The sequence below is a fragment of the Chryseobacterium sp. GW821-FHT04C04 genome (assembly GCF_059420365.1).
In genome coordinates this window covers 618,374-640,448 of the sequence record NZ_JBWKTO010000002.1, presented here as the reverse complement: position 1 = coordinate 640,448, position 22,075 = coordinate 618,374, and the positions used below count along the sequence as shown (strand labels likewise).

Annotated in this window: 23 protein-coding genes; 15 read left to right on the top strand and 8 right to left on the bottom strand. The window is 35.8% G+C overall.

Annotation, left to right across the window (positions count from 1 at the left end; genetic code table 11):
• Positions 1 to 67: 67 nt before the first annotated feature.
• Positions 68 to 373 carry a DUF3467 domain-containing protein gene (locus AC07UM_RS09050; RefSeq protein ID WP_002976436.1) on the top strand — a complete coding sequence of 102 codons (306 nt, stop codon included), beginning with the start codon at positions 68 to 70 and terminating at the stop codon, positions 371 to 373.
• A 342-nt stretch (positions 374 to 715) separates the two neighbouring features.
• Here AC07UM_RS09050 and AC07UM_RS09045 read toward each other — a convergent pair whose 3' ends face one another.
• The 3 genes from AC07UM_RS09045 to AC07UM_RS09035 all read right to left on the bottom strand — a co-directional run bounded on the left by AC07UM_RS09045 (position 716) and on the right by AC07UM_RS09035 (position 4,498).
• Positions 716 to 2,896 (bottom strand): T9SS type A sorting domain-containing protein, encoded by a 2,181-nt coding sequence (locus AC07UM_RS09045; RefSeq protein WP_494682159.1) that lies wholly within the window; start codon positions 2,894 to 2,896, stop codon positions 716 to 718.
• 315 nt (positions 2,897 to 3,211) lie between these two features.
• A complete protein-coding gene (locus AC07UM_RS09040) occupies positions 3,212 to 4,132 on the bottom strand; it encodes a hypothetical protein (protein WP_494682158.1) in 921 nt (306 codons plus the stop codon).
• A gap of 39 nt (positions 4,133 to 4,171) precedes the next feature.
• On the bottom strand, positions 4,172 to 4,498 hold the full coding sequence (locus tag AC07UM_RS09035; protein WP_494682157.1) for a hypothetical protein: 327 nt from the start codon (positions 4,496 to 4,498) through the stop codon (positions 4,172 to 4,174).
• Between the two features lie 652 nt (positions 4,499 to 5,150).
• Here AC07UM_RS09035 and AC07UM_RS09030 point away from each other — a divergent pair.
• The 10 genes from AC07UM_RS09030 to AC07UM_RS08985 all read left to right on the top strand — a co-directional run bounded on the left by AC07UM_RS09030 (position 5,151) and on the right by AC07UM_RS08985 (position 13,210).
• Complete coding sequence (locus AC07UM_RS09030; protein ID WP_494682156.1) at positions 5,151 to 6,134, top strand: helix-turn-helix domain-containing protein; 984 nt, start codon at positions 5,151 to 5,153, stop codon at positions 6,132 to 6,134.
• A gap of 270 nt (positions 6,135 to 6,404) precedes the next feature.
• Positions 6,405 to 7,055 carry a Crp/Fnr family transcriptional regulator gene (locus AC07UM_RS09025; RefSeq protein ID WP_494682155.1) on the top strand — a complete coding sequence of 217 codons (651 nt, stop codon included), beginning with the start codon at positions 6,405 to 6,407 and terminating at the stop codon, positions 7,053 to 7,055.
• 126 nt (positions 7,056 to 7,181) lie between these two features.
• Complete coding sequence (locus AC07UM_RS09020; RefSeq protein WP_494682154.1) at positions 7,182 to 8,024, top strand: DUF5777 family beta-barrel protein; 843 nt, start codon at positions 7,182 to 7,184, stop codon at positions 8,022 to 8,024.
• Position 8,025: 1 nt separating this feature from the next.
• Positions 8,026 to 8,373, top strand: a complete 348-nt coding sequence (locus AC07UM_RS09015) for a hypothetical protein (RefSeq protein ID WP_494682153.1) — start codon at positions 8,026 to 8,028, stop codon at positions 8,371 to 8,373.
• 9 nt (positions 8,374 to 8,382) lie between these two features.
• Positions 8,383 to 8,928 (top strand): YceI family protein, encoded by a 546-nt coding sequence (locus AC07UM_RS09010; protein WP_494682152.1) that lies wholly within the window; start codon positions 8,383 to 8,385, stop codon positions 8,926 to 8,928.
• Entirely contained in the window at positions 8,925 to 9,449 is a 525-nt protein-coding gene (locus AC07UM_RS09005; RefSeq protein ID WP_494682151.1) for an ankyrin repeat domain-containing protein, read from the top strand. Before AC07UM_RS09010 ends, AC07UM_RS09005 begins: the two co-directional genes overlap by 4 nt.
• Before the next feature lies 1 nt (position 9,450).
• On the top strand, positions 9,451 to 10,209 hold the full coding sequence (locus AC07UM_RS09000) for a T9SS type A sorting domain-containing protein (RefSeq protein WP_494682150.1): 759 nt from the start codon (positions 9,451 to 9,453) through the stop codon (positions 10,207 to 10,209).
• A gap of 130 nt (positions 10,210 to 10,339) precedes the next feature.
• Positions 10,340 to 10,939: a GrpB family protein gene (locus AC07UM_RS08995; RefSeq protein WP_494682149.1), complete on the top strand. Its 600-nt coding sequence runs from the start codon at positions 10,340 to 10,342 to the stop codon at positions 10,937 to 10,939.
• A 31-nt stretch (positions 10,940 to 10,970) separates the two neighbouring features.
• Entirely contained in the window at positions 10,971 to 11,816 is an 846-nt protein-coding gene (locus AC07UM_RS08990; RefSeq protein WP_494682148.1) for a GNAT family N-acetyltransferase, read from the top strand.
• A gap of 110 nt (positions 11,817 to 11,926) precedes the next feature.
• Positions 11,927 to 13,210: an alkaline phosphatase family protein gene (locus AC07UM_RS08985; RefSeq protein ID WP_494682147.1), complete on the top strand. Its 1,284-nt coding sequence runs from the start codon at positions 11,927 to 11,929 to the stop codon at positions 13,208 to 13,210.
• A 155-nt stretch (positions 13,211 to 13,365) separates the two neighbouring features.
• Here the strand turns inward: AC07UM_RS08985 and AC07UM_RS08980 are convergent, their stop codons facing one another.
• A complete protein-coding gene (locus tag AC07UM_RS08980) occupies positions 13,366 to 14,244 on the bottom strand; it encodes an NAD(P)H-binding protein (protein WP_494682146.1) in 879 nt (292 codons plus the stop codon).
• Positions 14,245 to 14,327: 83 nt separating this feature from the next.
• Between AC07UM_RS08980 and AC07UM_RS08975 the strand changes: the two genes are divergently transcribed.
• Entirely contained in the window at positions 14,328 to 14,756 is a 429-nt protein-coding gene (locus AC07UM_RS08975; RefSeq protein WP_494682145.1) for a winged helix-turn-helix transcriptional regulator, read from the top strand.
• 49 nt (positions 14,757 to 14,805) lie between these two features.
• Here the strand turns inward: AC07UM_RS08975 and AC07UM_RS08970 are convergent, their stop codons facing one another.
• Together AC07UM_RS08970 and AC07UM_RS08965 are read right to left on the bottom strand one after the other, a co-directional pair.
• Complete coding sequence (locus AC07UM_RS08970; protein ID WP_494682144.1) at positions 14,806 to 15,858, bottom strand: NAD(P)-dependent alcohol dehydrogenase; 1,053 nt, start codon at positions 15,856 to 15,858, stop codon at positions 14,806 to 14,808.
• Positions 15,859 to 15,872: 14 nt separating this feature from the next.
• On the bottom strand, positions 15,873 to 16,283 hold the full coding sequence (locus AC07UM_RS08965) for a cupin domain-containing protein (protein ID WP_494682143.1): 411 nt from the start codon (positions 16,281 to 16,283) through the stop codon (positions 15,873 to 15,875).
• Positions 16,284 to 16,414: 131 nt separating this feature from the next.
• On the opposite strand from AC07UM_RS08965, the gene AC07UM_RS08960 reads away from it, so the two are divergent.
• The 3 genes from AC07UM_RS08960 to AC07UM_RS08950 all read left to right on the top strand — a co-directional run bounded on the left by AC07UM_RS08960 (position 16,415) and on the right by AC07UM_RS08950 (position 19,256).
• Positions 16,415 to 17,317, top strand: coding sequence for a helix-turn-helix domain-containing protein (locus AC07UM_RS08960; RefSeq protein WP_494682142.1), 903 nt, complete (start codon positions 16,415 to 16,417; stop codon positions 17,315 to 17,317).
• Between the two features lie 181 nt (positions 17,318 to 17,498).
• Positions 17,499 to 18,839, top strand: coding sequence for a carboxylesterase family protein (locus AC07UM_RS08955; protein ID WP_494682141.1), 1,341 nt, complete (start codon positions 17,499 to 17,501; stop codon positions 18,837 to 18,839).
• Between the two features lie 249 nt (positions 18,840 to 19,088).
• Positions 19,089 to 19,256 (top strand): hypothetical protein, encoded by a 168-nt coding sequence (locus tag AC07UM_RS08950; RefSeq protein WP_494682140.1) that lies wholly within the window; start codon positions 19,089 to 19,091, stop codon positions 19,254 to 19,256.
• Between the two features lie 85 nt (positions 19,257 to 19,341).
• Here the strand turns inward: AC07UM_RS08950 and AC07UM_RS08945 are convergent, their stop codons facing one another.
• Together AC07UM_RS08945 and dinB are read right to left on the bottom strand one after the other, a co-directional pair.
• A complete protein-coding gene (locus tag AC07UM_RS08945) occupies positions 19,342 to 20,814 on the bottom strand; it encodes an alpha-amylase (protein ID WP_494682139.1) in 1,473 nt (490 codons plus the stop codon).
• A gap of 44 nt (positions 20,815 to 20,858) precedes the next feature.
• The gene (gene dinB / locus AC07UM_RS08940) at positions 20,859 to 21,956 is read right to left on the bottom strand and encodes a DNA polymerase IV (RefSeq protein ID WP_494682138.1); all 1,098 of its coding nucleotides are present in this window, start codon (positions 21,954 to 21,956) and stop codon (positions 20,859 to 20,861) included.
• Between the last annotated feature and the right edge of the window lie 119 nt (positions 21,957 to 22,075).

Genomic DNA, 22,075 nt, shown 5'->3' with positions numbered 1-22,075 from the left:
GGGTTTGAATTTATTTTTATATTTTCACAATCTCAAATTTCGAATTTTAAAAACATAATTTATAACAATGGACAACAATCAAAATCCACAAGACGGAAACATCAACATCGAATTAAACGAAATGGTAGCTGCTGGTATCTATGCTAACTTAGCTTTAGTAAACCACTCTCCATCTGAATTTGTAGTAGACTTTATTCAGTTGATGCCAGGTGTTCAGCAAGCTAAAGTAAGATCAAGAGTTATTCTTGCTCCACTTCACGCTAAAAGAGTATTAAACGCTCTTCAGCAGAACATCGCTAATTACGAGCAGCAGTTCGGAGAAATCAAAGAAGTTGAGCCTTTCGTATTAGGAGGGAACAACGTTCAAGCGTAAGATTTTTCTTAAAATAAATCAGAATGCCTCAATGTATTGAGGCATTTTTTTATTATTTCACGTAAGATTAATAATAAAAATTAATCTAAAAAAATATCTAAAATTCTGATGTGATGCTTAAAAATATTAGAATTATATTTTTACCCAGTAAGTAAATATTGATACAATTACAGATCGTATTTCAGGCTAAAAAGCTCTACTCATACCACGGATTATTTGATACAAATTGATTTATAAAATAGAAATGGCCGGAAAAATCCGACCATTTGTTACTGTTTTATAATTTTTCTATTTTTCAATATAGAATAGAATTTTAAGCAGTTTTATATTAAAAGACCAGAATTAATCTTTTAAAAATTTATTAGTATGCTTTCCGTCAGCATCTTCTATTGTAAGGATATAAGCACCCTTCATAAGATTGCTCACATCTATTGCAGTATCTTCTGAAATTGTACCTGAAACGATAGGTCTTCCTCCTATATTAAAGATCTGATAAGACCCTTTTCCTTTAATCGGAGATACCTTAAGGAAATCTTTTACCGGGTTTGGATACAATTTTAAAGGGGTTGATTCTTTAGGGGCAGTAGTATTTGCTTCAATGTTCTTTTGTATTTGATTTGTTGAAACTGGTGCCATTCTATTGGAAATTGTACCATTATCTTCTTCTTCCACACGTGCACTACATTTGGTAAATACCGCCATAACATCACCTCCTGATAAAGTTAGCTCTGTATAGGGTTGCGTTGATGAAATAACATAGGCAATTGCTGTTCTTCCAGTATTAGTTTGGGTTCTCAGGCTGCTTCCGCTGCTGCTTGTGATTAATCCTGCGTTACCTACTACTCCCTTCATTTCCAGAATTCCTCCTCCATTGGTTTCTATGACAGAATAATCACTTCTAGCGTCATACCATGATGATTTGAATCCAATATTATTTACAGGTCTGTCAAAAACTAAAGTCATACTGGTTACATAAGCTCCTGTTCTGAAACGAGCACATGCATTAGTCATGGTTACTCCACTCTGAGATGCCGCAAATGACATATTACAAGCTGGATATACCCTTCTAAAGGTTGTTTTTCTGTATACCCTTACCTGCTCTCCTCCAATAATAAGGGTTGTAGGTGCACTAGGATTCTCTGAGATATTATAACCAAACTCATCAGTACAGTTTGCATCTAAGATTTCATCTCCTACTCTTACCATAAATGAACAGGATTTGTTTCCAATGTTTACAGTGAATGTTGCTATACCACTGGATTGAGGAGTTCCTGTAATTTTATAAGTAATAGTACCAGAACCGTTATTTAATATTCCAGCCTGTGCCACTGCGGTTAATCCTGTTACTCCTGTTGAGTTGATTACCATTTGATTGTAAGTGCTTGATGCACCTCCTTGATAACTGATTACTTTAGTTCCATTGGAAGTATAACTTCTCTTTCTGTAAGTACCTGTTAATGCACCATTACAATTTAGGCTTGTAACAGTAGGATGGCTTCCTATATTAACTGAGAATGCACATGTTTGATTTCCTATTCTTGCTACAAAATTTGCAGTACCTGCACTAGCAGGAACACCTGAAATTTGGTAAGTAACGTTGCCATTACCAGAATTCAATACTCCGGCAGTAAGTACTGCTGTCAACCCTGTTACCCCAGTAGAATGTATCACTTGCGGAGCATGAGATTTTCCATTACCAGAGAAATATTGTACTATTTTTGTTCCACTGCTGTTAGCGCCTACTATAAATGATCCTGTTGCTTCTGATTCAGCACAGCTTAAGGAAAGAACACTTCCTTCAGCATCGGTCACATCTACAGAGAAAGTACAATTTTGTCCACCAAAAGCTACTGTGAAATAAGCTTTTCCTGCACTACTTGGAACACCATAAATATGAAGTGAAATTTTTCCCGGGATTGAATTACCGGAGTTCAATGTTCCACTATTCAATACAGCCGTTAATCCGGTTACTCCGGTAGAGATTATTTGTTTCTCAAAATAAGTACGTCCGTTACCCCCTGTATATAGAATATCCTTGTTTCCTGCGCTTGGCATGTTTGCTGAAAAAGTTCCGACAACAGTTGTAGAAGAACAGTCTAAAGAGGCTACCCTTTCGCTGCTTAACGCTTCTTTTACAGTAACCTGAAATAGAACAGGAGTATTATTGATAATGGTCCAGAAGTATGCCGTACCTACGGCAGAGGGAGTTCCACTTATATGGAACGTAATATTTCCCCCAGTTCCGGCATTGGCTACGGCTGTTAATCCTGTTACTCCTTGGGATGCTATACTCATTGCCGAATAGGCTCCCCCAGTGTATGGTACAGCCAGAGTTCCTGAAGAATATACATTAGCGTAATATTCCGAATTAACAAAATTAACGCCGGAGGGTGAGATTCCTGAAGACACGGTGAATCTGCTTGCCGTTAATTTTGATGTTTCCATTTTGTTATCAAAATGGGTTTCATTAGCCATTGCCAGTGATTGTACTGAAGCAGCTAATAGAAGAATGATTTTTTTCATAACTGAGATTATTTAAGTAAAAAAATTATTTAATAATTTAGTTTGTACAGGTAATTTTTCTAAGGTTGCCAACAAAAAAGCAAATACAAGAATAACGCTATATTTCTGTGGAAAACCGTAGTATATAACATGGTATGCCTATACAATTCATCTATGTTTTTTTAATATTTATTGCTTACGAAGATTCTATTGCCAATATTTTTTCAGAATGATATACCGTAAACTTGGGCATTTTATCTAAGAACGACCCTGTGAAAATATTATAGTGGGAATGGATCGGATTATTTGAATTCTGATCCTTTCAATACTTTTGGTCTAATGATTTTCAATAGGTACTTGGATTGTAGCTACACATGGTACTGAATTTAAAATGCTTATATTGAAAACAGCATAGCCTTGCTGGTTGGCAGTTCCGGTTACTGTAAAATCAAGAGGATTGTTGTTATTAAGAGTTGAAGGAAGAGAGGTGGCAGTTAAGCCTGTAACTCCAGTTGAATTAAATATTTTTCCGCCAGCATAGTTTGCACCATTTCCATTGATATAGGGGATTCTTAGTTGCCCTGAAGATGTTCCTCCTACAGAAGTGTTACCGAAAAATTGAGCTTCTCCACATTTGAATTCGAAGTTGTTAGCGGAGGTCACTTGTATTTGGAAGTCACATGTTCGTCCTCCCAGAGTTATCACAAAATTAGCAACACCTTCACCACTTGGTATACCGTTTATACTTAGCTCAATAGTGCCATTGTCATTTGCCATAATACCTGCCGGTGCTGTAGCGGTAAGACCCGTAACACCCGTAGATGCAATACTGATGGCTTCGTATGCTTGTCCTTGGCGAGCTGTGTAGTTAATGACTTTGCTTCCCGAGCTGCTAATTCCCGATTTATAGATCCCTGTAAGAGCTCCATTGCAGGTTAATCTAGAGGCAGAGCCTGTGTTGTTGCATTCATCACATAAGCAGTTGGACCAGCCTGATGATCTAAAAACCCTGACGCAGCTGAGAGTAGAATCATACATAATGGTTCCTATTGCTACAGAACCTCCCATTGGGTTGATAAGATTATTAGGGTCTGCATTGGTAGGCAATACTAATCCCATGTTATTGGTGGCAGTAGGTTTGTTGATATCAAGTGCTCCCCTTGGAGTGCTGTTTTCTATCCCGATCTGAGCAAAGATGTTACCCGTTGATAATGAGTAAATTATACAAATTGTTAAATAGTAATTTTTTTTTTTCATTACTCCTTGTGTTTGAATATTTAAAAATTAATTGTTTCTTTATTGTATTAGTGGAAATTGACTTTTCCATTTGGCAAGTGTATTTCTGCTTATTCTAAATAATTTAGAGGTCTGTGTATTGTTGAGTTTGTTCATTGTCTGATATTCTATAATTGTTCTGACACTTATCTCATCATAAGAATGGAGTTTCTGATTAAAAGCATATATCTCTTTTTTTTCATGAGTGAAAATACTTTTATGAACTTCAATGAATTTAAGAGAAGTTTTTATTTCTTCGGATAATAATGAATTGAGCTCTTGCCTTCTTTCAGGATATTTTCTTTCAATCAGATCACTATAAATTTTGTTGTAATTAGGGCTTTTCATACATGGTGTTTTTTGATATCCACTTGTAAAGTGTGGTTTTAGGGATTCTGTATTCATTAATAACTTGCTGCTTTGTTTTTTGTTGGCTATTGATCAGATCTAAAATAAAATTGATTATTTCTCGGGTATAAATATTCTTTTTAAAGGCCGGGAGTCTGCTTTTTCGATTATTTTCAGGAATACACAGTCCCTGCTTTGAAGGCGGAGAGTAAAGCACCAAATGCTGGGAGTACAGCCTGAAAAAATCATATTTCAGTAATTTGCTCCACCTCAATAATTGCTGACTGTCTATACTTTCAGATTGATACATTATTTCTATTTCTTCTTCTAGGATATTTAAAAAATTGCATATTCTAGTCTGTGAAATTTGGAGTTCCTCAACTTTAATCTTTAGGTATTGACCTATATGGATACATTTAAAGTTTTCTTGTATAGATTGATTCATTGTATCTTACTTGTAAATGGTGTTTTTTTGTTTTTATACTTTCCCTGTATATGATTTGTAAAATTATGTACTTTTACAAATCATATACAGGGGATATAAACTGAATTTGAAAATAAATTTATTGTTTATTTAATGTGTTTAAAAACAATGCTTTAAATGAAATAAATTTGAAAAATATTTAAAAAAACACTAAATATAATTTATAAGATGAAAATGGAAGAACTTAAACATCGTTTTATACATCAGTATTTTATTTTAATGAGCAGTATGGTCTTATTAGAGATTGGGATTAGATTCTTTATAGATGATACAGTCATGGCTTTATATAATATAGGTGGACTTATACTTTTATCTAATGGCTATATACTGATGCGAGAAAGATATGCTGCTAATAAAATAGTTCATACCTATATAATTATTTTTCCCTTGTATCTTTTTTTTAGCATGCTTGTACATTGGGATAGTACAGTTTGCACTTTTGCGTGGTTACTTCCTTTGCCATTAATTGCTTACGTATTTTTCTCAAAAAAAGAAGCCGCAGCCTATTCATTGTATATCATTGTCAGTATACTCGCTACTTTTATTGTTTACAATTATTTTAGTTTTAATTTTAGAGACTATTCTCGCGGAGAAATTATTCTTCTTGATACTGTTGGTTTTGTTTCTAATTTTGGATTCATCATGCTGCTGTTTATGTTTAATAACGAAATCAACAAATTTAAATTTTTGTTAGAAGTTCAAAAACGGGATTTAATTCATCATAAACTTAAAGCTCAAAAAGTACCTGTTTTAGAAAAATCAGAAGAAAAAGATGAGGGGATTAATGAGGAAATAGCAGAACAGTTGGAACGGAGCATGAGAGATGAAGAATTATTTAAAAATTCAAATCTCAATATATCAATGGTAAGTAACCGTCTAAACGTAAATTATACTTATATTTCAAGGATTATTCGTTACAAAGGGTATAAGAACTTTAACAGTTATCTGAATATATTTAGAATTAATTATGTAAAAAAACTAATGAATGAAAGTGATTTGCAGAAGGTAACCCTTATGTATATTTATACAGAAGCAGGATTTAGTAATCAGGCTACTTTCAATAGGGTATTTAAACAGATAGAAGGGATTACTCCAAGTGAATACGCAGCACAATGCTTAGAAAAAAAAAGAATTAAATCTGAGTTTATTTAATTTTTTAAGAATAGGAATATACTCTCAAATAGAAGTTCGGAACAATCAAAAAAGTTGAGCGGAGGAATGTTTAAGCGTAAGATTTCTTTTTACAATAAAATAAGAATGCCTTGGTTTTTACCAGGGCATTTTTTATATCCCCAACTCTGCAATAAAGAAATGAAGATTAAATTTATCTAATTGTTAATTTTATTTAATAAAATAAAATTATATACTAACGATATAGCAATTTTATATCTTTGTTTTAGAAAAAAGTAGAAAATATAAGATATGATTGATAACTCGTTCGCTGTAAGTAAATTTGGCTTTTTAGGTTCTGATTTTTTATCTGAGCTGGAAAAACATGCGGTTGCAATAGATATAAAAGCAAAAACTGAAATCATAAGAGAAGGGCAGAAGAATAAGTTTGTACCCTTCTTAATAAAAGGCTCTATCAAGGTTTTTACCCTTAATGATGGAAGAGAACTCATCTACTATTATATTAAGCCAAAAGATAGCTGTCTTATGACCTTTTCTTCTATTCTGACAGATTATATCAGCAGAGTGTACGCCGTTGCAGAAGAAGATTCAGAAGCTGTTTTGATTCCTGTTTCTGTAATGCATGAATGGCTGATAAAATTTCCTGAGATCAATAAAGTGTTTTACCATGAATATGACCGGAGGTTTTCAGAAGTCATGAGTATGGTGAATGATGCCGTATTCCACAGATTGGATAAAAGGGTTCTGAATTATATTAACCAACAGATTTCATCTACCGGAAATAATCCTATTAAGATAACCCATCGTGAAATTGCCAGCAGTTTGGGAACTTCCAGAGAAGTGGTAAGCAGAGTTTTGAAAAAAATTGAAAGTGAAGGTGAAATTGTTCAGACGAAAGAAGGAATAAAAGTTCCTGTAAATGAAAATGTTAGAGTTGGCTAATTTTATTTGTTTGGAAAGTTTATCTCTATAATTGATAAAAACAATTTCTTTGGTGACTTTTATCACCTGTTTATGAATTGAGAACTCAATAAGTTTGTCATAGCAATAATTTAATCTAAATTGTATATGACAAAAACTCTCTTATTTTTGTCAATATTTTCTTCAGGTCTTGCCTTTGCACAGGAAGATCTGTTGAAAGATATTGACACGGTGAAAACCAATACAGAAACCTCACAACCCGCTTTCAAAGCCCTTCAGATTGCTACGGGACAATCCACAAAACTGGCTGCCAAAAAAGAATGGTACATCATCGTAGCTCATAGATTTGGAGATATAAGTGCAGGGTTTAAAGACTTTTTCGGTCTGGATCATGCCTCAACCAAATTGGGCGTTATCTACGGTATTTCAGATGCAGTTTCCGTAAGCCTTTCCAGAGAAACAAATATGAAAACGTTTGAAGGGGCAGTGAAATACAGACTGGTAAAGCAAAACGAAAACTTTCCTGTAGATATTGTAGGTTATAATGTGATGGCTGCCAATACAGAGTTGGATAAAGATACTTATCCACACCTTAAGTTCAGTGACAGGCTTTCTTATCTTACCCAGGCATTAATCTCAAGAAGGTTCAATGATAAGCTTTCATTACAGCTTACTCCTTCCTTTGTTCATAAAAACCTTTACGAACCTACCATTGAAAACAAAAATCAATTTCTGGCAGGTTTGGGAGGACGGTATAAAATTTCAAAAAGAGTTTCTCTGAATGCAGAATACTTTGTGAATTTCGACGATCACAGTTTTTATAAAAACCCACTATCGTTGGGGATGGATATAGAAACTGGGGGACATGTTTTCCAGCTTTTATTAACGAACTCCCAGATAAACTCCGATATCGGATATCTTACTAATGCCACAGGAGCATGGGGAAAGGGACATATTTTCTTTGGGTTTAATCTTTATAGAGTTTTTTAATATGAAAAAGCAAACATCCTTATTGATATTGTCGTCAGCAATTATACTGATGGCTTGTGACAGCAGAACTTATGAAGAGATTTCTGATAATACACCAATTACTGCACCTGTAAAATATACAGCAGAGGTGAAACCAATTGTAGACAACAGCTGCATAGGCTGCCATTCAGCAGGAAGTTTTAAACCGCTGGTTACCTATGATCAGGTGAAAAATAATATAGACGGAATTCTGGACCGTATTCAAAGACCTAATGGTGATCCCGGGAAAATGCCGCAGGGAGGCTCGCTGTCTGCAGCCCAGATCAATATTTTCATCAAATGGAAAGCTGACGGATTAAATGAAAATTAAAAAATTGATATGAAAAAATTAGTATTATTAAGCGTATTACTCCTTTCTGCGGGTTACGCTTCAGCACAAAAATACAGCTCTAAAACAGGGAAATTGACTTTTGAAGCTTCTGTTCCTCTGTTTGATGATATTTTTGCTCAGGATGACAATAATGTTGTTATTCTCAATGCAGATAATGGTGAGATGGCATCGGTTTCAAACGTTAAAAACTTTCATTTTAAAACAAAATTAATGGAAGAACATTTCAATGAAAGTTATGCTGAATCTGCAAAATATCCGAAAACCACCTTCAAAGGGAAGATTGTGAACTTTGATAAAACAAAACTTACCGCAAGTCCGCAGAAATATACCGTACAGGGAACACTCAACTTTCATGGAGTAGACAAAGCTGTTACCTCTGCAGCCACTTTATATGCAAAAGATGGTAAAATCTATATGCAGGGCGGGTTTGTGGCCAGGCCTGTAGACTATAAAGTAACCATTCCTAAAATGGTAACCAAGAAAGTAGCTGAGAATGTGAATGTTGAATACAACTATGTAATGATAAAACAATGAAAAACATCATCTTAGTATTAGGACTATTTCTGAGTTCATTGCTATTGGGTCAGGAAAAGGCGAAATCAATATTTGATATTGCCAGAAGCGGAACAGTGGCTGAAGTACAGGAACTGATGAAACAAAATCCAGAGGTCATTAATCAGGTTAACGAAAACGGATTTTCTCCCCTTATTTTAGCCTGTTACAGAGGAAATACAAGTGTTGCCGATTTTTTGATCGACAACGTAAAAGATGTGAACTATAAAAGCCGTGAAGGAACGGCGCTTGCAGGTCTCGCCATAAAATACAACAAAGATCTGGTAGAACATCTATTGAAGAAAAAAGCAGATCCCAATATTGCAGATGCTACAGGATATACCCCTTTATTCTGGGCTGTAAAATCTGGAAATAAGGAACTGATAGAACAGTTGCTTCAATATAAAGCAGATAAAACAAAAAAAGATTCTATGGGAATGACGCCTTTTGAATACGCATTACAAACCAATAACAAAGAAATTATTAACCTTTTAAAAAATTGATATGAAAAAAACTCTACTAGCACTTAGTTTAGCTCTTGCAAATTTTGCTTGGGCACAGTTTTCGTCAGGAACGGTAAATTTACCGGCAACAGCTATGACGGTGAAATTAGACACGACTCCAGCAGGAGTAACTCTTACCATAACAGGAGACAGCAACTCTATGTTGGGTATAGGTTTTGGAGGAAATGGTGTAAATACAGGGGGTATGGCCCCAGGTTCAGATGGATTTATCTATAATTCTTCTGCTAACAGAGATTATACGTTTATTGGAATGACTCTACCTAACACGGATGCTGCACAAGATTGGACGGAAACCTCCAATACCATATCTGGATCTACAAGAACTGTGGTGGCAACAAGATCACTTTCCGGAGGAGCGGGAGATTTTGCTATTGCTAATGCAGCCGGAACAATCAACATCTTTTATTCAAGAAAAACAGGAACAGGGATAGGTTATCATGATGCAGGAAGAGGATATGCATCATTAACAATGGCAGCCGCTACTTTATCCACCAATGAAATTGCTGCCAATAACAAGAAGGTAAATCTTTACCCAAATCCTGCTAAAACAATAGTAAATTTCAAAAACGCTGATAAGATAAAATCCATTGATATCTACGAAGCAACTGGAAGAAAAGTGAAGTCAGTAAGACCGGATGGAGAAAACATCAGTGTCGGAGATCTGAAAACAGGAAGCTATTATCTTGAAATTCAGCTTAAAGATGGAACTACATCTTACGAAAAGCTGATTAAAGAATAATTTTTTTAATACACCTTAAATATTTAGCAATGAATACCTCTGATTTTTCAGGGGTATCATTTTTTGTTAAGTATCCATTCCAGAGGGATTGCTGAGAAAATTTTTATATTTGTATAATATCTGTACACCTATGAAAGTTACCTTTGAAAAATATAATCCTTTCTGGAAAAAACAGTTTGAAACCATTAAAAAAGAACTTGAGAACTGTATCGGTTTTTTGAATCCGGAAATTGAACATATTGGCAGCACGTCTGTAGAAAATTTATCTGCAAAACCTGTTATTGATATTATGATTGGGGTAAAGGATGAAAAAGAACTTGATAAAGTTCCGCCTTTACTAAAAGGCAAAGATTATGTCTATTATGAAAAGTATAATGAAGATATGCCGTATCGTCGTTTCTTTATTAAACTTATAGATAGTACCCATGCATTAGGATTTCCTGATGTTATTTATTCAAAGGATGAAATTCCTGAGAGAATTCACAATCATCATCTCCGCATTGCTCATATTCATGTTATTCCGACTTCTTCAGAACATTGGCTTCGCCATTTGGCTTTCAGAGATTATCTTCGTACTCATCCAGAGGTAAAGGACGAATATCAAAAACTGAAAGAGGAATTGAGTAAAAAAGAATGGTTTGATGGTAACGATTATAATCAGGAAAAAGACCCATTTATAAAAAGAGAAGAGCGAAACGCCATTCAATGGTATTTGAACCAACAGAAATAAAGCGTAATTATTATATAAATTTTAAATGTATATGGAAGTCAAAACCTTAGCTAATATTACAATTGATGAACTTTTATCAGTATTCAACCATTCGTTTTCTGATTATATTGTTCCTTTTCATTTAACAAAAGAGGTACTTATTTCAAAAATTGCAGCTGAAAAATTGGATATGAATATCTCTGTCGGAGCATTTGAGGAAGGGCGACTGGTAAGCTTTATTCTTCAGTCTGAAAAAAATGAAAATGGAGAGAAAACGATCTATAATGGAGGCACAGGTGTCGTTCCGGAGAGCAGAGGCAAAGGATTGGTGAGGAAAATGTATGACTTTATCATTCCTATATTGAAAGAAAGAAATGCCAATATATTACTGCTTGAAGTGATTGAAGGAAATCAAAATGCGATCAGAGCCTATGAAAATTTGGGCTTTACGATTGTTCGAAGACTGCTTTGCTTTAATGGAAATATTAAGAAAGGAAAAGAAAATGCTGAGGTTTCTATCCAGGAACTGAAAGACTTTCAATGGGAGAAATTATGTTCATTCTGGGATATTGAACCTTCCTGGCAGGGATCTGTTTTTGTATTGGAACCCATGCCCGAAAATTATGTAACGCTGGGAGCTTATGATGGTGAAAGATTGGTTGGTTATATTATCTACGGTCCTGCATCAAAAAAAGTATATCAGTTTGCCGTTGATAAAAATTACAGAAATCAAGGAATTGGCACCATGCTTTTCAATGCTGTCTTACAAAAAAATAACGGACAGTCTATAGCCCTGAACAATGTAGATGACTCCTCAGAAAATATCAGTAAGTTTCTCAGTGAAAAGATTGGCCTCAACAATTGGCTGTCACAATTTGAAATGAAAAGACCTATTTAACAGATATTAATTTTGATTCGAAAAAAAATAAGAGGTTTTAATATACTTTTAATCTCTTAAACTTTTCAGGGAGAAGTATAGGATGTAACTTTGCTGAAAATTTTTAAATAATGAAGCGAGGAATCCATTTTTTACTGCTGCTTATTTCCTTTACGGCTTTTGCGCAACAGGTAAATGTTGATACGGCCCAGGTTGTTATACCGGGTAGACAAAACAGTACGGAAGCACAGTCAAAACCTTATGTAATTATGATATCTACAGATGGTTTTCGTTATGATTATGCTCAAAAATATAATGCTGAAAACCTGTTGAAGCTGGCTAACAGTGGAGTAAAAGCAGAAGCAATGATTCCCAGTTATCCAAGTATTACGTTTCCCAATCACTGGAGCTTGATCACCGGACTTTATCCTTCTCATCATGGTTTGATTGATAACTTTTTCTATGATTACAAGAGAAAGGAAACTTATGCGATGAGCAGCAAGAAAAATGCTGAAGACGGCAGCTGGTATGGGGGAACTCCACTTTGGGGACTCGCTGAAAAACAAGGAATGGTATCAGCTTCTTTAATGTGGGTAGGATCTGCCAGTGATGCCGGTGGAATAAGACCTTCTTATTATTATCCTTATCATGAAAAATTTACCCCTTCCGAAAAAGTAGAAAAAGTAGTCAACTGGTTGAAATTACCGGAAGATAAGAGACCCCACTTTATTTCATTATATTTCCCGGAAGTGGATGGAAGCGGGCACCATTACGGCCCCGATACCAAAGAAACTGAAGATGCTGTTCATCTGATCGATCAGGCAATAGGGGGGCTTGTTCAGAAAGTAAATGGATTAGGCTTAAAAAATGTCAACTTTATTTTTGTTTCTGATCACGGAATGATCAAAGTAGACGGAGGTACACCGCTGGAAATTCCGGCAATTCTTTTTGATAAAAACAGATTTGACTTTTACAATTCCCAGACTTTGTTAAGAGTTTACGTTAAAAATCCTGATGAGGTAAAGGCAGTTTACAAACAACTGAAAGCGGATAAAACAGATGATTACGAAGTATATCTGGATAAAAAACTTCCTAAATATCTGCACTTTGCAACAAGAGATGACCAATATAACAGAATAGGACAGATTCTTCTCATCCCGAAAGCTCCGAAAATTTTTCTTGAAAAAGGTAAAAAATCATCGGTAGGAAAACATGGGTACAATCCTAAAGTTGTTCCGGAAATGAAAGCTACTTTCTTTGCCTGGGGACCTGAGTTTAAAAATAATCTGGTGATCAGTGAATTTGCCAATATTAATGTTTATCCTTTGGTTGCTGAAGTTTTAGGATTAAAAATTGATCAGCCTATCGATGGAAAGCTAAAAGTTTTAAAAGAAACCCTGAAAAATAAAAAATAGTCTCAAGGTTTAAAATATAATAGTTAATAAATTTTCGGCGCACCTTTGGTGCGCCGAAAATTGTTTTATTACTGATTTAGCATTTTAATTTCAGTCTTGAACTTTTGTTTCTTTCGTTTGACAAAGTCGAATCTTCGATTTCAAGACAAAAGAAACTAAAATTGAGAAGAAAATTCTTTGGCAAAATCTTCTAACTTAACATTTCCTGCAACAGGAGAACCGTGATCAATAAAATCCTTCTGTACAACGCCTGTTCTTATTCCTCTACCCATTTCAACATAAAGCTTAGCCATATCTTCCGGCAATCCGGCTTGAAGCATTCCGTTTAAAGAATCTTCATCAGAAAATTCTACCCATGGAAGTTCAGGTTTATTAACAGAAGTTCCCAGAACCTTCGCAAAATCAGCAGCTTTTCGTACATCACTTACAATATATCTGATGCTGTTATTATTTTCGACTTTCACAAGTTCTTCAGCAGCAGCTTTTGCAATATCAGTAGGGTGTACTACTGGTACTTCAATATCTGCAGGATAATTTCCTCCAATGATGCCCGCATTCTGAATTAATGGAATATCATTGAAAAAGTTATTATAGAAATACCCTGCTCTTAAAAAAGTGAAAGAGGTGTTTTCTACTTCATTGTATATTTTTTCAATATTGTGAAGACCAGCAATCGGACCGTTTTCAACTGGAGATTCAGCGCCTACACTGCTTAGCATTACGGCCTTTTTTACGTGGGTGTTTTTTAAAGCTTCAGCATAATTTTTTCCCGCATTGGTCGTATTTTCCACAATTTTATCCGGACTGATCGCTGGAGGAGTCATTACAAAAACAGCATCTGCTCCTTCAAATGTTTGAGTTAAAAACTGAACGTCTGTGATAGACCCTATTGCTGGCGTTGCTCCCAGAGATTCAATATCCTGTTTTCTTGCATCGCTGCTGCTTATAATGGTAATATCATGTCCTTCTGCAACTAATTGTTGTGCTAATGGTTTGGCTACATTTCCTAATGATCCTGTGATTATAATTTTCATAGGTAAAATATTTTTTTATTTCTGAGAACAAAGTTATATTTGTACTTACTTTTATACAAGTACTTACCCTAAAGTATGTAACTATGACAGCGATTAAAGAGAGTTCAACTATCCAGGAAAATAAAAAGACAGTACAGGATTGTCCTGTAATGTACGTCATGGAAAGAATTGGCGGATTCTGGAAACCCATTATCCTGTTCAATCTTTCTACAGGAGAAAAAAGATACAGTGAATTGAAAAAAGCAATTCCTGCGGTAACAGAAAAAATGCTGATCCAGCACTTGAAACAACTGGAAGCAGATGGATTAATTATCAGAATAGCAAGATCTGTAGTGCCACCTCATGTGACTTATAAACTGAGTGAAGCAGGCAATAAACTGGCACCTGTTATTGATGCTATGGCAGCATGGGCTTTTCAGGATATGGAAAGAAATAATAATCAATATGCTGAAGAAAACAAATATATGCTGAATAACGATCATAATGCCTTTAGCCAAAACCTTAAAAAATAAATCAGGCTCTTCAATCCGAAGAGCCTGATTTTGTAATTCTATAGAAGAATTACAAAGATTGCATGTCAATGACGAAACGGTATCTTACATCACTTTTTAACATTCTTTCATAAGCTTCGTTGATGTCCTGCATTTTGATCATTTCAATTTCTGAAACAATATTATGTTCACCACAGAAATCCAGCAATTCCTGAGTTTCCGCAATACCACCAATTACTGAACCGGCTACAGACTTTCTCCCTAAAATCATAGGAACAGTATTCAGAATAGGCTCTAAACCTCCCAAATATCCTACAAGAACATGCGTTCCATTAATATTTAACGTGGAAACATATGGATTGACGTCATGTACATAAGGTACCGTATCAATGATTACATCGAATTTTCCTTTTACAGCATCCATTTGTGCGTCATCTGTAGAAATGACAACATGATCAGCACCCAGCTGCTTAGCATCATCTGTTTTTCCCGGAGTTCTTGAGAATAGGGTAACTTCAGCTCCCAATCCTTTTGCCAGTTTGATAGCCATGTGGCCCAAACCACCTAGTCCTACAACAGCTACTTTAGAACCAGGACCTACATTCCAGTGTTTTAAAGGTGACCAGGTTGTAATACCTGCACAAAGAAGAGGAGCTACAGCTGCAAGGTCAAGATTTTCAGGCACTTTTAAAACGTGGTGAGAATCTACAACTACTTTTTGAGAATATCCTCCAAAAGTATGACCTCCCAAATGCTTGTCCTTTCCGTTGTATGTCCCTGTGAAACCATTCAGACAATATTGCTCCAGATCATGCTTGCAGCTTTCGCAATGTCCGCAAGAATCTACAATACATCCTACTCCTGCAAGATCACCTACTTTAAATTTGGAAACTTCGCTTCCTACCTTAGTAATTCTTCCCACGATTTCATGCCCTGGAACTGCAGGATACAAAGATCCGCCCCAGTCGTTTCTTGCGGTATGAAGATCAGAGTGGCATACCCCGCAGTATAGAATTTCAATTTCTACATCTTTTGGGGTTACTTCTCTTCTTTCAATATTCATTTCTTTCAGATCTGCTGTGGTAGACTCTGCACCATAAGCTTTTACTGTGATTGTACTCATTTTTTATATTTAGTTTAGGTTGATAATTTATTATATTCTTCGTCTGTTACAGGTTCCAGCCATTCCACAATTCCGTTTTGGGTATTAGGGTTGATGGCAATATGGGTAAACTCACTGTTTGGAGCAGCACCATGCCAGTGGATGACATCTGGAAGAATGTTGACAATCTCTCCAACATGTAAAACCTGAGCAGATTTTCCTTTTTCCTGATAAAATCCTGTTCCTGAAGTTACGATTAAAATCTGTCCACCGCCATGAGAGTGCCAGTTATTTCTACATCCCGGTTCGAACACTACATTTCCGATCTGACAGTTCAGGTTATCTTCATTGGGTTTCAGGATATGAACCCATGCTGTTCCTCCGGAGAAATAATCTGAAGGAGCTTTTTCCCCTTTCGGAAAGATGGTTGTATTAAAAGTTTCCATAACGATACAAAAGTCGAAACTTTCCCGTAAACCATACTTATACAGATTACCGAATTACTTACCAATTTTACAGACATCATTTCAATTACAAATGAAAGTGGTAATTTTGAATAGTAATAAAAATGTACTTCATGGAAAATCAGGAGGTTGAAATCTATAATACGGTCTCGGAATATAATAAAATGGCGAATCATGAAACCTTGCATCCGCTGGTAAGTATCATAGATTTTTCCAAATCCGATCCTATTTGCCAGTATAAAAGAATGTTTGGGTTTTATACCGTTTTTCTGAAAGATGTAATGTGTGGAGACATGCAGTATGGAAAACATAGCTACGATTATCAGGAAGGAACTTTAGTTTTTATTGCTCCCGGGCAGACCTATGGAATTTATAATAAAGACAGATTTGTTCAGCCTGCAGGTTTTGCCTTAATTTTCCATCCGGATTTAATAAAAGGAACCAACTTAGGAAAAAATATCAAAGACTATTCATTTTTCTCTTATGACGTACATGAAGCGCTCCATCTCTCCGAGAAAGAAAGAGAAGTGGTGCTGGATTGCTTTAAAAATATTAAACTGGAGCTTGAACAGGCTATAGATAAACACAGTAAATCTTTAATTGTTAATAATATTGAACTGTTCCTGAATTACTGCATGCGATTTTACGACCGTCAGTTTATTACAAGAGATCATGTCAACCAGGGGGTTATCGGGAAATTTGAAAATCTGGTAGATGATTATTTAAAATCCGAGAATCCCAAAAATATAGGTTTTCCTATGGTCAATTACTTTGCAGAAAAACTGAATCTGTCTGCTAATTATTTCGGAGACCTGATAAAAAAAGAATTGGGAATTTCCGCTCAGGAATTTATTCACAATAAGCTTATTGATATTGCTAAAGAACAAATTCTGGATCAGGCAAAAACAATCAGCGAAATTTCTTACGATTTAGGCTTTAAATATCCACAGCATTTTACAAGACTATTCAAAACCAAAGTAGGAATTTCTCCAAGCGAATACAAAATGCTGAACTAGTTTTTTCAACACAAATAACACTATTATGGTTAGTGGATATTCGTGCTTTCATTTGTGAAATTTGTGTTTAGATTTTTTTAACACTAATGGCACTAATTTTTTCACGAATAACACAATGATGGTTTGTGAAATTTGTGTTTAAATAATTAAATTTAAAGAGAAAAGTTTCACAGTTTTAAAGATGGCACCAAATCAGCAAGACACTCCTATTTTTGAAACCCGTTTCGGAAGAATTTTAGCACTAAAAGAAGAAGGAATTATCAGGGCTAGAAGTATTCGTTATGCCCATTCTGAAAGATTTAAAAAACCTATTTCTGTAGAACCCTCATTATTTTCGATGATTATTTCTCCGGAAAAGACGCCGGTATGTCCGCAGGTTTTAAGCCCGCTTGTGGAAAAAATGATCGGAGCAACACCTGTCGAAAGTTTCGAGGTCGATGAGGCTACACAATACCTTTCCATAACCCGCCCGGAAGTAATTTCTGAAAACGAAAAACTTCCTGTTGTAGTCTGGATTCACGGAGGTTCTCATGAGATAGGGTGTGGCGATCTCGCCACTGCCGATCCTGCGGAATGGGTGAGGGAACAGCATATTATCGTGGTTGCTGTTTCATATCGCTTAGGATTGTTTGGTTTCTTAGGTGGAGATGAGGGTAGACCAGCTAATCTTGGGCTCTTGGATATGATTGAAGCATTGAAGTGGATAAAAGCCCATATTGCAGATCTTGGAGGTGATGAAAATAATATAACCCTTCTCGGACAGTCTTCAGGAGGTGATGCCATAGCACACTTAATGATTTCAGAAGGAGTGGAGAATTTATTTCAGCGTGTGATTATTCAAAGTGCTCCTTTGGGACTACGGCATAAAAGACAGAAAATGTCTGCGGAATTTCTGGCAAAAACAGAAATATTGAAAGAGGAAACCGATGTTTTAAAAATGATGGATGGGTACAGAAAATTTTTACCGTCTGTAATAAAATATGGTCTCAAAGCAGTCATGCCTTTTGGTACTCAATACGGACATTTTCCGTTGTGCAAAGAAGAGGAGTCGGTAGAAATGTGGAGGAAGAATGCTCAGAAATATGATGTGCTGATGGGTTTGAATAATGACGAAACGGCTTTTTATCTTAAAACTTCAGAGGCTTTAAATAAATATTTCGGAAAAGGATTTGGCTTAAAACTTATGGATAAAGCTGTTGAAAAAACCACTGCACTTATCTATGGGAATCCGGCAATACAGTTGGCCCAAAATCTGGCTGAAGCTGGTGGAAATGTCTATCTCTTCAAAATTCATTCGAAATTGAAAGATAATCCTATTGGAGCACCGCATTGCATTGATCTTCCTTTGATCTTTGGGAATGAATCAGCCTGGAAATCTTCCGAACTGCTGAAAAATATTCCCTGGAGCCGTATTCATGAGAATGGTAAAAAGTTGAGGGCTCTATGGGCTGAATTTGCCCGCACCGGAAAAATATCTGATACCTCCGAAAGACCGGAAATCCTGGAACTCAGAAAAATATAACCACACATCAAAACTTATAAAATCTCTCATTTTAACAAATTCCTCAACTGAAGACGTAAAAATTTCCCACCTCTGGAGGGGTGGCGAAAATTCAAAGAATTTTTTGACGGGGCGGTCAGTCATATCTTCAATATTTACCTGTTTTCATGTGGATTATGTATGTTTAATCATGTAATTGGTGTTGAATATGTACTCATAATTGTTATTTTTAATGTATATTTAATTACTAAACCATAAAAAATAGTAATTATGAAAACAAACAAAGATGTTAAAGTAAGAAAATTGAACCGTCAGGAATTGAAGAGTGTAAAAGCCGGAGATTTAAATTGGGGTAAAGTATGCTGTACTTCCAACGAAGATGGACAATGCTGTGAATGGGCTATAGACGTTTGGAATTGCAGATACATTTATTGCTAAAATATAGCCTGCTGATAAATATAAGGCATACCTAATCATCTGAACAGATATGCCTTTTTATTTGTATTGAATTTTAATCTTATTCTTATTCAGGGATCCATACACTCACATTTCCTGCCGGAGCAGGAAAATCTCCCCATCCGTTTTCATCAATGGTCACTTTATCTTTAGATCTTTTCAACAGGTCTTTGAATTTCTTTCCTGCATATAAAGTTCCTACTTCCATAGGCTTGTTATAAGAATCTTTATTGCTCAGAACAACAGCACATCCGCTATGTTCACCATCGCCCATCCGTACCCAGCCAAGGCAGTTGGCGTCTTCAAAATAATCCTGCTGGTCACCATAAGCATGATCTTTCCTTGCTTTTAATAATTCTTCAATGCCATCTACTTTGGGCATAAATATTTCCTGGTCATTGCCTTCTCTGTCTTTATCCACATAATGAGCTCCATACAGATCTGGATAAAATATGCATGGATAACCATCTTTTCTCAACAAAATAAGGGCATAGGCAATTGGTTTGAACCATGGTTCTACAGGAGCTTCAAGATCCTGTAAAGGTTGTGTGTCATGATTGGCCACCAAACTTACAGAATGCATAGGATCTGCCTGGGTAAGAGTTTCTTCAAAAATTCTCCTGAGATCATAAGAATCTCCTTCTCTGGATGCTGTATGGAAATTATTCTGTAATGAACTGTCAAAAAGACTCATGCAGCCTTCTGTCACTTCAATATATTTTTGAAGCAGATGAAGATATCCGGGAGCCCAGTATTCTCCGACAGCGAAAATGTCTTTTCCGGAATTGGAACGAAGTAGCATAAGCCATTCTTTATAAAAATCAAAAGAAATATGTTTTAGAGCATCCAGTCTCACCCCATCGAAATCGGTCTGATCAAAATACCATTTAGCCCAATTGTTGAGTTCTTCCCGTACAAAAGGATTCCGGTGCTCGATATCATTATACATCAGGTAATCATAATTTCCTTTTTCATCATCAATCATTTCTTCCCAGTCATTTCCGTATTCCGACTGTATTTTAAAAATATGGGAATCCATACCTTCAGCATAATCCACACCGCTGAAGCAGGTGAAGTTCCATTCAAAATCAGAATATTTTTTTCCTCTTCCGGGAAAGGTAAATTTTGTGTAAGATTCTATTTCGATGACATCGGAAATTACTTTTTCCCTGTTCTCTTCATCTACTTTTACGACTTTAAATTTTTCCAGTTCGTCACCGCCGGCTTTATGCCCCAGCACAATGTCCACAATGACTTGTATATTTTGTTTCTTTAAGGCTTTAATTGCTTTTGTATAATCGTTTCTAGTACCGTATTTGGTAGGAAGGGTTCCTTTTTGATCAAATTCTCCAAGATCATACAGGTCGTAGGCATCGTATCCGATAGAATAACCACCATTGGTGCCTTTATAGGCAGGGGGAAACCATACAGAAGTAATTCCAAGTTTTGCTAAGTATCCGGCTTGTTTTTCGGCTTCTTTCCACAATTTTCCGTCGCCTTCAGAATACCAATGGAAAAACTGAATCATGGTTGGGTTCATAAATTTGCTGATTTGGTTCATACAAGGTAGCGAAAAAATATGACCTATTCATTTTCGAATTCTTCAAACGGGATTTTTAGTTGAACGGAAACCTGCTTTTTTTCTTCCGTATTCAGTTGAGAGAGAGATAATCCGAGCAGGCGTACCGCTTTGTCAAAAGGGCGAAGTTCCCAAAGTTTTTTTCCGGTGCTGAAATATTGTTCCGGGGATGAGAAATAATCTTCCCTTGTTATACTTCTTGTGAAAAGAGAAAAGTCTTTATATTTTATCTTTAAAGTTAAAGTCCTTCCGAGAATATTATTCTTCTGTAATCTTTGATGGATTTCCTCTGCAAGACTTTGCAGTTTCTCGTTGATCTGCTGTTCATCCAGAAGATCTTCAAAGAAAGTTCTTTCCACGGCCACACTCTTCTGAATCCGATGAGGTTTTACCTCAGAAGTATGAATACCGCGTACCACATTGTAATAATGTTTTCCTGACTTTCCGAAAAGCCTTACCAGATCTTCAAGTGACCTCTTTTTTAAATCTTTCCCTTTATAAATTCCTAAACTAAACATTTTGTTAGCGGTAACTTTTCCAACACCATAAAATTTTTCTACAGGCAATTCTTCAAGGAAATGCTCCATTTTATCGGGATGAATGGTTTTCTGGCCATTCGGTTTATTAATATCAGAAGCTACTTTAGCCAAAAACTTATTAACTGAAATGCCTGCAGAAGCTGTAAGGCCGGTCTGTTCAAAAATTTTCTGACGGATTTCTTTGGCGATGAGGTTGGCAGATTCCATCCCTTTCTTATTTTCCGTGACATCCAGATAGGCTTCATCGAGTGATAGAGGTTCTACCAGGTCAGTATATTCATAGAAAATTTCCCTGATCTTTTTTGAAATCTCTTTATATCTGGCAAATCGGGGAGGAACAAAAATAAGATGCGGACATTTTTCTTTGGCTGTCTTACTGGGCATTGCAGAGCGTACTCCATATTTTCTGGCTTCATAGCTCGCTGCCGCCACTACGCCACGATGTTGTCCTCCAACCGCAATAGGTTTGCCTTTCAAGGTAGGATTATCATGCTGCTCCACAGAAGCATAGAATGCATCCATATCTACATGAATAATTTTACGAAGAGGCAAAGAAAAATCCATATACAAAGATATGGATTCCTTTATTTACGGTAAATTTTTTTATAGAATGGATGTTTGAGGCTGGAGGCTTAAGGTTAATGAAATCGATAAGGAAATTTATGTCTTATTTATTAAAAATT

Bases quoted from the DNA above. Each gene is read 5' to 3' on its own strand.
- AC07UM_RS09050 (WP_002976436.1), top strand. From the start codon at position 68: ATGGACAACAATCAAAATCCACAAGACGGAAACATCAACATCGAATTA.
- AC07UM_RS09045 (WP_494682159.1), bottom strand. From the start codon at position 2,896: ATGAAAAAAATCATTCTTCTATTAGCTGCTTCAGTACAATCACTGGCA.
- AC07UM_RS09040 (WP_494682158.1), bottom strand. From the start codon at position 4,132: ATGAAAAAAAAAAATTACTATTTAACAATTTGTATAATTTACTCATTA.
- AC07UM_RS09035 (WP_494682157.1), bottom strand. From the start codon at position 4,498: ATGAAAAGCCCTAATTACAACAAAATTTATAGTGATCTGATTGAAAGA.
- AC07UM_RS09030 (WP_494682156.1), top strand. From the start codon at position 5,151: ATGAAAATGGAAGAACTTAAACATCGTTTTATACATCAGTATTTTATT.
- AC07UM_RS09025 (WP_494682155.1), top strand. From the start codon at position 6,405: ATGATTGATAACTCGTTCGCTGTAAGTAAATTTGGCTTTTTAGGTTCT.
- AC07UM_RS09020 (WP_494682154.1), top strand. From the start codon at position 7,182: ATGACAAAAACTCTCTTATTTTTGTCAATATTTTCTTCAGGTCTTGCC.
- AC07UM_RS09015 (WP_494682153.1), top strand. From the start codon at position 8,026: ATGAAAAAGCAAACATCCTTATTGATATTGTCGTCAGCAATTATACTG.
- AC07UM_RS09010 (WP_494682152.1), top strand. From the start codon at position 8,383: ATGAAAAAATTAGTATTATTAAGCGTATTACTCCTTTCTGCGGGTTAC.
- AC07UM_RS09005 (WP_494682151.1), top strand. From the start codon at position 8,925: ATGAAAAACATCATCTTAGTATTAGGACTATTTCTGAGTTCATTGCTA.
- AC07UM_RS09000 (WP_494682150.1), top strand. From the start codon at position 9,451: ATGAAAAAAACTCTACTAGCACTTAGTTTAGCTCTTGCAAATTTTGCT.
- AC07UM_RS08995 (WP_494682149.1), top strand. From the start codon at position 10,340: ATGAAAGTTACCTTTGAAAAATATAATCCTTTCTGGAAAAAACAGTTT.
- AC07UM_RS08990 (WP_494682148.1), top strand. From the start codon at position 10,971: ATGGAAGTCAAAACCTTAGCTAATATTACAATTGATGAACTTTTATCA.
- AC07UM_RS08985 (WP_494682147.1), top strand. From the start codon at position 11,927: ATGAAGCGAGGAATCCATTTTTTACTGCTGCTTATTTCCTTTACGGCT.
- AC07UM_RS08980 (WP_494682146.1), bottom strand. From the start codon at position 14,244: ATGAAAATTATAATCACAGGATCATTAGGAAATGTAGCCAAACCATTA.
- AC07UM_RS08975 (WP_494682145.1), top strand. From the start codon at position 14,328: ATGACAGCGATTAAAGAGAGTTCAACTATCCAGGAAAATAAAAAGACA.
- AC07UM_RS08970 (WP_494682144.1), bottom strand. From the start codon at position 15,858: ATGAGTACAATCACAGTAAAAGCTTATGGTGCAGAGTCTACCACAGCA.
- AC07UM_RS08965 (WP_494682143.1), bottom strand. From the start codon at position 16,283: ATGGAAACTTTTAATACAACCATCTTTCCGAAAGGGGAAAAAGCTCCT.
- AC07UM_RS08960 (WP_494682142.1), top strand. From the start codon at position 16,415: ATGGAAAATCAGGAGGTTGAAATCTATAATACGGTCTCGGAATATAAT.
- AC07UM_RS08955 (WP_494682141.1), top strand. From the start codon at position 17,499: ATGGCACCAAATCAGCAAGACACTCCTATTTTTGAAACCCGTTTCGGA.
- AC07UM_RS08950 (WP_494682140.1), top strand. From the start codon at position 19,089: ATGAAAACAAACAAAGATGTTAAAGTAAGAAAATTGAACCGTCAGGAA.
- AC07UM_RS08945 (WP_494682139.1), bottom strand. From the start codon at position 20,814: ATGAACCCAACCATGATTCAGTTTTTCCATTGGTATTCTGAAGGCGAC.
- dinB (WP_494682138.1), bottom strand. From the start codon at position 21,956: ATGGATTTTTCTTTGCCTCTTCGTAAAATTATTCATGTAGATATGGAT.